This window comes from Winogradskyella sp., assembly GCF_965656915.1.
Classification (GTDB): Bacteria; Bacteroidota; Bacteroidia; order Flavobacteriales; family Flavobacteriaceae; genus Winogradskyella.
This window is the reverse complement of record NZ_CBFHMI010000075.1, coordinates 1-10,605: the sequence shown is the minus strand read 5'-3', so window position 1 is coordinate 10,605 and position 10,605 is coordinate 1. Positions and strand designations below refer to the sequence as shown.

Annotated in this window: 7 protein-coding genes; 5 read left to right on the top strand and 2 right to left on the bottom strand. The window is 33.4% G+C overall.

The window, feature by feature from the left end:
* The first annotated feature begins 653 nt into the window (after positions 1-653).
* The 5 genes from ACTG3Y_RS12565 (at position 654) to ACTG3Y_RS12545 (ending at position 6,503) form a co-directional block, all read left to right on the top strand.
* Complete coding sequence (locus ACTG3Y_RS12565) at positions 654-1,844, top strand: FIST signal transduction protein (RefSeq protein ID WP_439153271.1); 1,191 nt, start codon at positions 654-656, stop codon at positions 1,842-1,844.
* Between the two features lie 13 nt (positions 1,845-1,857).
* Complete coding sequence (locus ACTG3Y_RS12560) at positions 1,858-3,564, top strand: sensor histidine kinase (protein ID WP_439153270.1); 1,707 nt, start codon at positions 1,858-1,860, stop codon at positions 3,562-3,564.
* Positions 3,565-3,621: 57 nt separating this feature from the next.
* Positions 3,622-4,035: a response regulator gene (locus tag ACTG3Y_RS12555; RefSeq protein ID WP_439153269.1), complete on the top strand. Its 414-nt coding sequence runs from the start codon at positions 3,622-3,624 to the stop codon at positions 4,033-4,035.
* Positions 4,036-4,266: 231 nt separating this feature from the next.
* A complete protein-coding gene (locus ACTG3Y_RS12550) occupies positions 4,267-4,809 on the top strand; it encodes a heme NO-binding domain-containing protein (RefSeq protein ID WP_439153268.1) in 543 nt (180 codons plus the stop codon).
* Complete coding sequence (locus ACTG3Y_RS12545) at positions 4,806-6,503, top strand: ATP-binding protein (protein WP_439153267.1); 1,698 nt, start codon at positions 4,806-4,808, stop codon at positions 6,501-6,503. The genes ACTG3Y_RS12550 and ACTG3Y_RS12545 overlap by 4 nt, the downstream gene beginning before the upstream one ends.
* A 605-nt stretch (positions 6,504-7,108) precedes the next feature.
* Here the strand turns inward: ACTG3Y_RS12545 and ACTG3Y_RS12540 are convergent.
* Together ACTG3Y_RS12540 and ACTG3Y_RS12535 are read right to left on the bottom strand one after the other, a co-directional pair.
* Positions 7,109-7,762 (bottom strand): helix-turn-helix domain-containing protein, encoded by a 654-nt coding sequence (locus tag ACTG3Y_RS12540; protein WP_439153266.1) that lies wholly within the window; start codon positions 7,760-7,762, stop codon positions 7,109-7,111.
* 705 nt (positions 7,763-8,467) lie between these two features.
* On the bottom strand, positions 8,468-9,166 hold the full coding sequence (locus tag ACTG3Y_RS12535; RefSeq protein ID WP_439153265.1) for a hypothetical protein: 699 nt from the start codon (positions 9,164-9,166) through the stop codon (positions 8,468-8,470).
* Positions 9,167-10,605 lie beyond the last annotated feature (1,439 nt).

Below are 10,605 nucleotides of genomic sequence, written 5' to 3'. Positions count from 1 at the left end.
CAGGCTCTCGATACAACTTTACTGTCGTAAAGCCACTCGAGCTGACGGCACATTAGAAATAATAACGTTATACGTTTATGAGATGTCTCGTTGCTCGTGCCTCGCGCTGTCGACATGACAAGGGTTCTCGATACAATTTGCTTATACTTCGCAAATCACCAGGCTCTCGATACAACTTTACTTTCGTAAAGCCACTCGAGCTGACGTGATCATTCTTCTCATATATCAACACCTCTGATGTGTCACTCTGAACTTGTATATTCATTAACATCTATTTTAAGTTAATGTATACATGCATCTGCGATGTCAGCATCTTTGCTCTTGGTCGTGGCTTTGATAAGATATAATCAATGTAGTACAATATTGGGTTAGGATAGTGCATAAAAAAATGAAATTGTAAAAGGTAGAACTGATATGTATAGTGTTAAATGTTTAATAAAACATACAAAACATTAAACAAAAAGTTGTTTATTACGCATTGAGGGTTTATTTTTAATCATAAATAGAACAGGTTTTATTAAACATATGTCTTGTTTTCGACATTGGTTAGGCACTAAATAATTCTAAAAAAGTTAAAAAAATATTGCGTTTAATCGATAAAAAATTGCATTTTAACGAAAAAATAGTATTATTGTATTATAAAAATAAGTATTATGTTAAAATTTTATTCAGCTTCTACCCGCATTATTAACACTAAACGTTGCGTTAGCGAATGTTTAGATAGTGCACTTAATGAAAAGTCTATATCGGCAGACCTCCTAATTTATAATGCTTCTATAGGTCATAATTATACTGATATTTTAGAAGAAAGCAAAGCGCAATTTCCCCACGCAGATGTGGTGGTAGCCTCTTGCTGTGGTGTAGTTGGTAAAGAAGGTGTTAGTGAGTCTATGAAAGATATGGGCCTAATGGCTGTTAAGGGTAAAGACTATGCCCTTGCAGAGGTCAATGATTTTTTTGGTCATAATGCCTATGATAAAACCTTAGCAATGGCAAAGTCATTACAAAGCCAAAAAAGCGGTATTAACATGATTTATTTTTTAGGCTCTGGTATAGATACCAATAATACCGATGTTATTGCTGCTTTTGAAGCGGTTTTTGGTACTGAGGTTACCATTTTTGGTGCAACTTCATCAGATAATATGCAAGGTATTGTAAATTACCAAGGGGTTAACACCAACGTTTATGAGCATGGTGCATTTGCTATTGGTTTTTGCGATCCAACGCTAAGTGTGCATACGCAAGCTACACATGGCTTTGTAGCTACAGGAGAACCTATGGTGGTCACAAAATCTAAAGGCCACATCATTAAAGAACTTAATCACAAACCGGCTTGGACCGAATATTTAAGGCATTTAGATCTAAAACCAGATGCTACTAATGGAGATACCATACCCATTGGTGCTCTCGCAGAGGAGTTAAGCGAAGATTTAGCAATAGAATATGGTAATAAGCATATTCTTAGAGTTGTAACAAAACACCAGGGTGAAGATATGTACTACGCTACTGCATGCCCAAAAGATACAGTATTAAAACTTACCATTAGAGACGAAGATCTTATTTTTAATGAAATGGATAGAATGGCAGCAGATTTAGTAGAAAAAATAGGTAATGAGGAAATTGTATCGGTTTTTCATGCCGATTGCTTGGCAAGGGGACGGTTTTTATTTAATAAAGTCTTTAAAGAAGAGTTAGTGGCTAAAATGCAAATGCCTTTTTCTAAAAATGGAGAATGTCCACCTTGGCTAGGTATGTACGGTTTTGGTGAATTTGCGCGTTTAGGTGGCGCAAATACTTACCATAATTATACGACAGCACTTTATGTCATCACAAGAAAGGTGTAACATATAGTAGGTAATGAAGCCAGTAAAAGACCATATAGACTACGAGGTTAAATATAAAGCGCTGCTTAAAAAGCATGAGCAGGTTATAGACCGTTCTCAAAAGTTTACCAAAATACAACAGAGTCTTATTACTGCAAATAATACTATAGATAAAAAGTTAGAAGTTTATAAACGCATCAATCATTATATTAAAAAAACAGTAGAGAGTAAACATCTTAAGGAGTTTAAATCTTACATACCAGAGGCGTTGATAGATTGTTTTGGAGTAGAGGGAGCTTTGGTTGTGTTTCATAACCCTAACAGAAAAGCATCATACTGCGAAGGCTTGTGTGGCGATACAGATTCTGATGACATTTATGCGCATTTAAGTAAACTATTGTTACATCATAGCGCTAGAGAACCAATTTACCTAGATCCTGAACAACTCAGTACCTACGAGAGTTTAGATGATTTTGAGAGTGTTTTGTGTCGCAAATTTGAAAGTGCTTCTGAAAACTACAAATTCTATTTATTTGGATTTATTTCTAAAAAACATGGGGCCAACTATCAAAAATTAGATGATGAAGAGCTCTTGGTTTTTGATAATTTTGCAGAGCAGATGCATACCATTCTTAGGCACAGGTTAATAAGGCAGAATTTAGAGGTTGAAAAAGAGAAGTATAGAAGTATCATTGCTAATATGAATTTGGGTTTACTAGAGGTAAATACCAAAGAAGAAATTCTTTTGGCTAATCAGACGTTCTGTGATATGGCTGGCTATGATGAAAAAGAAATATTAGGTAAAGTTGCGTCTGACCTGTTTTTAGAAGGTGCAGAAAAGAAAAAAATGTTAGCGCAAAACCAAACACGTCTATACAAAAAGGCATCGGTCTATGAAGTGGAGTTAAAACACAAAAACGGTGATGCGCTTACTTGGATGATTAGCGGTGCACCCAATTACGATCTCGAGGGTAATGTTGTTGGGTCTATTGGGATTCACTTAGATGTAACAGAACAGAAATTAATAGAACAGAACCTATACAATACCAATAGAGATTTAAAAAAAACAAATAGTGAGTTAGATACCTTAATATACCGCGTATCTCATGATTTGCGCACACCGCTGCTCTCCATTATTAGTCTTATAGACTTAATAAAGTTAAATACAGATGTAGATATTGGTGCACAAAACAAAGAATTTATAGGGCTCATACAAGGTAGTGCCATCAGGTTAGACAATTCTATTAAAGAGATTTTAAACTACTCACGTAACTCCAGATTAGACCTGGAGCCTAGTGCTATTAATCTGCCGGTTATGGTACAAACTATTTGTGACGATCTAAGGTATGTTAATAGTGCTATAGCGTTTAATTTTAATTTTAATGGTATAGGAATTATTACTGTAGATAAGATGCGTTTAGAAACGGTGCTAAAAAACCTATTGAGCAATGCCGTTAAATACCAAAAGAAAACAGCAAGTGATCCCGAGCTACATTTTACGATTTCAGAAAATCAAAGCGAGTATTGTATTGTGATTAGTGATAATGGTATAGGTATGTCTGAGACAGGTGTTAAAAAAATGTTCGACATGTTTTACAGAGGGACTTCAGACTCAAAAGGTACGGGTCTTGGTCTTTTTATAGTAAAAGAAATGATAGATAAATTAAACGGTAATATAGAGGTTGAATCCCAGATAGATGTGGGTACAACCTTTACACTAACACTACCAAAGCACTCATAACCCTTAATAATCCTAATTAACCCTTAATAATTCTTACAAATGACTACAAAACACAAAATGTCTTTTTTTCTATTAGACGACGATGCCACATTTAATTTTATTCACAGAAAAAAAATTGAAAAATTTGGTATAGATCAAGAGATTAAAGAATTTACATCGCCTCTAAAAGCAATCTTGTACCTCATAGATGTAGATGAAGACCATATTCCAGATATTTTCTTATTAGATATTAATATGCCAGAGTTAAATGGCTTTGAGTTTATAGATACCCTTACAAACAAGCGTCCGGAACTTATAGATAAGCTCAATATATTTATAGTTACCTCTTCCTTAAATCCAGAAGATTATCAGACAGCAAAAGGCTATGACTGTATTAAAGGTTTTCATAATAAGCCTATAGATTTAGATAATATTATGACCACCTCTAGCTGGCTCTTAAACCAAAAGGCTAAAGTGGGTAAAGTCAAATAAATAGATGTCCACAAGACCGTGAATAGCGCATTTATACTTTAATAAAACTTGCTAAAAACCATTGGGTAAATAAAGATAACTCAGTTTTAATATCAAAGCAAACTATTGAATACCTTAAGCGCTATTAAGGTCCAAAGGCGTTTCTTATAATGCCCTAATAGTAAAGATAAACACATCAAAATTTGAGAGATTGAGTATTTAAAACATACTATAAAAATAATAATACGATAGATGAAAGGAATGATATTTACAGAGTTTTTAGATCTGGTAGAAGAAAAATATGGTTTGGAAGTTGTTGATGAAATTATTGAAAAATCCGATTTAAAATCAAACGGTGCTTATACGTCTGTTGGTGTTTATGATTTTACAGAAATGTTGCAACTATTGCAACATTTAAGTATGCACACAAAACTTTCAATAGATAAACTTCTATTACTATATGGTGAACACTTCTTTTCTGTGCTTCTAAAACGTTATCCTGATTTTATATCAGCTTATAAAGACCCAATAACGTTATTAGCATCTATTGAAAACCATATTCATGTAGAGGTTTTAAAATTATATCCAGATGCAGAATTGCCGACGTTTAATATATTAGAACAAACAGAAACGTCCATAATTATGATTTACAAATCAAGTAGAGCTATGCATTATTTTGGAAAGGGAATAATGCATAAAACTTTTGAGCATTTTGGTAGCACTGCATCAGTAATTTTAGAGACATTAAATGAAAATGGAACAGAGGTTAAATTTATCATTCAGCAAATTACATGAGTCAAAAGCAAATTGACATATTTCAAAGAGCCTTAATAAGAGAGAAACAAGCAAGGAAAGCAGCAGAGTCTATTCTAGAAGAAAAGTCAAATTTTCTTTACGAATCTAATAAAAAACTTGCGCGTTTATATTCTAATTTAGAATCTGATTATACGAGAACAAATTCTGAGTTGCAAGGCGTATTTGAAAACATAGTAGATGCTTACGTCATTACAGATTTAAATGGTAATATTTTAAGGATGAACAAATCTGCGATGTCATTACTTAATATTTCCGAAAAATATCCAGATGTTAACTTAATTAAAATGGTGCATCATAATGATGTTGACTATTTAAAATCTTCAATTAGGCCATTTTTAAAGCAAGGTTTTATTAAGAATTTTGAAGTTCGTTTAATTACAAATACAAACGATATAAAAACAGTACATATTAACGCCAGTGTAATTTATGATAAAGAAAAACCGGTAGCTGCTCAAGGTATCTTAAGAGATATTACGGAGATAAAGGACAATGCATTAATAGTAGATTTGATAAATAATACTGCGCTAGCAGTTCTCGGAAAGCTTGATATTGATGAAATAGCTAGCGCAATAGTCGAGCAAATTGCTAAATTTTTAAATACAAATGACTGTGTTGTTTATTTGTGTGATGCAGAAAAAAGACAGGTGCAACAAATTGCAGCATATGGTAAAAACCTTAATGAAGACAATAAATTAACTTTTAGTTTTGATAACGGTGTAGTGGGAAGAGTAGCGCATACTAGAAAGTCTGAAATTGTCAATGATACAAGACTTGATAAAGACTATTTAATAGACGATAATAATAGATTGTCTGAAATTACTGTACCCATACTACTAGGCGATGCCATTATAGGTATCATTGATGCAGAACATCCGGATAGGAATTATTTTACATCTAAACATATAGAAATTCTAAATAGTATTGCAAGTTTAGTGGCCTTACAATTAAAAAGTGCAATAGATTTAAAAGAACGTATTGAGGTTGAAAAGAATTTAAAAAAAACAAATAGTGAGTTAGATACCTTAATATACCGCGTATCTCATGATTTGCGCACACCGCTACTCTCCATTATTAGTCTTATAGATTTAATAAAGTTAAATACAGATGTAGATATTGGTGCACAAAACAAAGAATTTATAGGGCTCATACAAGGTAGTGCCAGCAGGTTAGACAATTCTATTAAAGAGATTTTAAACTACTCACGTAACTCCAGATTAGACCTGGAGCCTAGTGCTATTAATCTGCCGGTTATGGTACAAACTATTTGTGACGATCTAAGGTATGTTAATAGTGCTATAGCGTTTAATTTTAATTTTAATGGTATAGGAATTATTACTGTAGATAAGATGCGTTTAGAAACGGTGCTAAAAAACCTATTGAGCAATGCCGTTAAATACCAAAAGAAAACAGCAAGTGATCCCGAGCTGCATTTTACGATTTCAGAAAATCAAAGCGAGTATTGTATTGTGATTAGTGATAATGGTATAGGTATGTCTGAGACAGGTGTTAAAAAAATGTTCGACATGTTTTACAGAGGGACTTCAGACTCAAAAGGTACGGGTCTTGGTCTTTTTATAGTAAAAGAAATGATAGATAAATTAAACGGTAATATAGAGGTTGAATCCCAGATAGATGTGGGTACAACCTTTACACTAACACTACCAAAGCACTAATCCTCATATAAGATATTAATATGCCAGAGTTAACTGGCTTTGAGTTTAGAGATACCCTTGCAAACAAGCGCCCGGAACGTATAAATATTCTCAATATATTTATAGTAACCTCTTTCTTAAATCCATAAGAATATTAGATGGTAATAGGCTATGACTGTATTAAAGGTTTTTATAATAAGCCTATAGATTTAGATACTATTATGATCACCTCTAGCTGGCTCTTAAACCAAAAGGCTAAAGAGGGTATAGTCAAATAAAGTCGCAAGATTAACATGTAATTATATGCAAACGCTTATATATTGCCATATAAGCGTCTAGCTACTGCACACCCTTTGATGGATAAGGGTTTTAAAAATAGTGATAGTCCTTTATTTTAGTATTGTAATAGGTCATAGCGCAACTTTAAAACGTTATGCTTAGGTAAGTTAAATTATATTATGCTATTCATAGCACCATAAATAATTCTAAATGAGGCCAATGCTATATAATATTGTAAGCGGTTGCTGCGACTATATTTAAAAGAGCTTATAAGGTCTTTTTTAATTTAAGTGTTGTTTTTAGAACTGTTCTAGCGATTGCTGTTAACGCGCTGTATTGGGCAAGTTTTAAGTTGTATTCTTTTTAAGGTGTTTGGCATACTTTGCAGGTGTTGTACCTGTAGTGTCTTTAAAAACTCTATAGAAGGTGTTACAGGCTTTAAAGCCACTTTTTTCTGCTAAAGCTTCAATACTATAGCTCTCTAAAAAGCCAATATTCATGAGCGCCTTAGCTTTTTCAATTTTGAAATGATTGGCATAGGCCGAAAAATTAGAAAAACCGTGTTCTGATATGGCGAGCGTTAACTTTTTGGGACTAATCCCTGTTTGTGCAGATAAATAAATGAGATTAAAATCTTTATGTAAGTATAGTTCTTGGTCAGATGCTGTTTTATGTACTGTTTTAAAAATTTGAACTAAATCTATTTTTGATGACTTACTGTTATGTTGCGTTTGCGAAGGTTTTAAATACTCTGGTATATTGTACATAATGTGCCTGTGGCGGAAGAGGTAAGTTGCTAAGGATAAAAATAATAGGGCAATAATAGTTCTGCTTAAATCAATACCAATTTTCATATTGTAGTCATAGCCTTTGTATATTATGGTAAATATTATAGTTAAAATTATTAAAAAGACTTTGGCATTTACCATGGCATAGAGCCATTTTTTAACGCTATTAATTTGTATGGATTGCGATTTCTCCTTAAAAAAGGTTCTTAACATAATATAGGTGGCTATTGTATATCCAAGGTTTAGTACAATACGCGTTATATGAAAGAAAAGAGGTGATCTGTCATTAAAGTACATCTTCCAAAAAACAATACTAGGATGATCCGTAAGATACGTGTTGTAAATAGAGGGGTGCGGGAGGTAAAATAGGGTAAGGATAGTTAAAAACACCAACAGGTGGTATAGGTCTGTTTTACGAAATTTATTTTCATCACTTATAACGGTGCGTGTGTATAGATAAAGTAGTATTGGTGCGGCAAAAAATAAACCGGAATTAGCATAGCTTTCAAAAGAGAAATTAAAGTTGTAGTAATTGCCAACAGCGTTAATGAATAGGATTCTAACAAAAGCATATTGCTGTATTAGAAAAAGTATATTTAATAAGTAATTGGAAATGTTTTTTAACCTTAATGAAATAAGAAAGAGTGCTGTATTAACACCTAAAAAAGCTACTGTTAAAATAAGAAAAATAAGTTCTAAAAGGCCAGGGTTAAACATTAGATTGTTATAAATTAAGTTGTAATTATAGTAGATACATAGCGTAGATCCTTTAAAAATAAGGTAGATCTTGTTGTATCAAATAAAGTAGCTTCACAATACTTAAATATGTTAGTAGCAACTTGCATATCTAATGAACTATAAGGCATAAGATGATGTTCATACGTAAGTACTTTAGGTGATGCTGTGAAACAAATATATTTAAAAATAAAATCCTAGAAGGTAAAGAGCGCTTCTGCTCAAAACAAGTTTTTTAGTTATAAATAATTGAATATAGATACTACCCAATAGGGTTGCTATGATAGACAAATTTAAATAATAAGATCCCAGAGCCTGTTCTACATCGAAGCAACAAAACAGTAAAACTATAGCAAATGCAAACAATGGCAGACGCTTAGGGTACAAATTGTCAATGACAATAAGTAATTGTATTATCCCAACAATAACAGCGGTAAATACTACAATAGTTGTATATACAGACCAATCTAAAAATGCTATACCCCAATAATAATTAGTAAAGTGTTCTTTATAAGCATAAACCACAAAAAAAGATAACAGGGTCAATGTTAAAACGCTGGCATACCTATACGAATTTAATTGAAAATCAAAAATTCCTACGCCTATATACAACAAAGCAAAACCCAAAAACAACAAATAATTGGTAGCGTTAATAAAGCCTAAGTAATCTAAAAGGTATACAGTAGCTAAACTACTTATGTATAAAGTAATAGTGCTAATATGTCTAAACACACTCAACTTTTTGTTTGTTTTATAGTAGTGGCCTTTTAGTTTTAATTTATCTTTATAATTAAGAGTAATGAGGCTTAAGCTAGTAGTTATTGAAAAGCTCAACGCAATAATAACAAAAGACATTAATATTAATAATAATGGATCCGACATGTTTTGTTCTTTTTTCTTAAATAGTGTTGTAAGCGATGTATTGTTTTAACTCTGATTTTCGGATGACACAGTAAATGAATTAAATTTGAATCTTTAAAGATACCTTGATACAACTTAATATCATAAAAATCCATATGGATTTATTATAGACAAGGGTATATGCTGTCATAAAACTTATGTGCTTTGGCAATAAGCTCGAACTCATAAAGACCAGTTAATCATTTAAATGAAAATTTAAATGTTAGTTATATCACAAATTTTTACCGTCCTGTTTTTTTTTTTTTTCAAAATAATCGGAAAATATAGGGTTGTCTATATCAAAGTAGTGCTGTAATGTATTTGCAAACCGCAAGGTCTAACTTTACTAGCCGTATTGAGACAACTTAAAGTCGTAATTTATATCAAAAACCATATTTTGAGACATGACAACTGATGTTTTAATAGAAGTAACAAGTCACTCTGTGCTCGATACAATTTGCTCATGCTATTCGAATCACTCGAACTAACGGAACACTAGAAATAAAAACGTCATACTTATGTTTATGAGATGTCTCGTTGCTCGTGCCTCGCGCTGTCGACATGACAAGAGTTCTCGATACATTCTGACTTATGGTCGGAACACTCAAACTGACGTTTAAATAGCACGTGTACTGTCATTCAGAGGAAGGACGCAGGACGCCCGAAGAATCTTTTTAATTGTAAGATGCTTCACGGCACTGCGTTTGTTCTGCATGACAACTAATGTTTTAATAGAAGTAACAAGTCACTCTGTTCTCGATACAATTGACTCATGCTATGCGAATCACTCAAACTGATGGCACACTAGAAATAAAAACGTCATACATTTATGTTTATGAGATGTCTCGTTGCTCGTGCCTCGCGCTGTCGACATGACAAGGGTTCTGGATATAATTTGCTCATGCTTCGCAAATCACTCGAACCGACGTTAGGTATAGATGAGCATGAAAGATTATATTATGTTTGAGTCGTCACATCGAGTGATTCGCCATAGCGAATCGTATCGAGATGTTAATTAAGGTTAACGAGTCACTCGATTCTTGGTACGCACTTCGCGACCTCAGCGCACTGGAGCTGTTGTGTTTTTTTGCTTTACTTTTGCCATCGCCGCAAAAAGTAACAAAAAGGTCTAGGCTGCAGTTTCAAATCTTAAAAACCTGTCAACCCGTCTTTATCGTGCGCATGGCAAACACTGCGTTAGGCCATGCTCTGCTGCCCAGCACTAAGCCGGGTTTTGGTTTTACTACGATTAGAAACTGAGGCCTTGGGGTTCCGGCGTTGCCGGAATAGGATTTGGTTCTCGATACAATTTGCTTATGCTATGCGTATCACTCGACGGTGCACTAGAAATAAAAACGTCATACGTTTATGAGATGTTTCGTTGCTCGAGCCTCGCGCTGTCGACATGATAAGGGTTCTCG

Bases quoted from the DNA above. Each gene is read 5' to 3' on its own strand.
- ACTG3Y_RS12555 (WP_439153269.1), top strand. From the start codon at position 3,622: ATGTCTTTTTTTCTATTAGACGACGATGCCACATTTAATTTTATTCAC.
- ACTG3Y_RS12565 (WP_439153271.1), top strand. From the start codon at position 654: ATGTTAAAATTTTATTCAGCTTCTACCCGCATTATTAACACTAAACGT.
- ACTG3Y_RS12540 (WP_439153266.1), bottom strand. From the start codon at position 7,762: ATGTTAAGAACCTTTTTTAAGGAGAAATCGCAATCCATACAAATTAAT.
- ACTG3Y_RS12550 (WP_439153268.1), top strand. From the start codon at position 4,267: ATGAAAGGAATGATATTTACAGAGTTTTTAGATCTGGTAGAAGAAAAA.
- ACTG3Y_RS12535 (WP_439153265.1), bottom strand. From the start codon at position 9,166: ATGTCGGATCCATTATTATTAATATTAATGTCTTTTGTTATTATTGCG.
- ACTG3Y_RS12545 (WP_439153267.1), top strand. From the start codon at position 4,806: ATGAGTCAAAAGCAAATTGACATATTTCAAAGAGCCTTAATAAGAGAG.
- ACTG3Y_RS12560 (WP_439153270.1), top strand. From the start codon at position 1,858: ATGAAGCCAGTAAAAGACCATATAGACTACGAGGTTAAATATAAAGCG.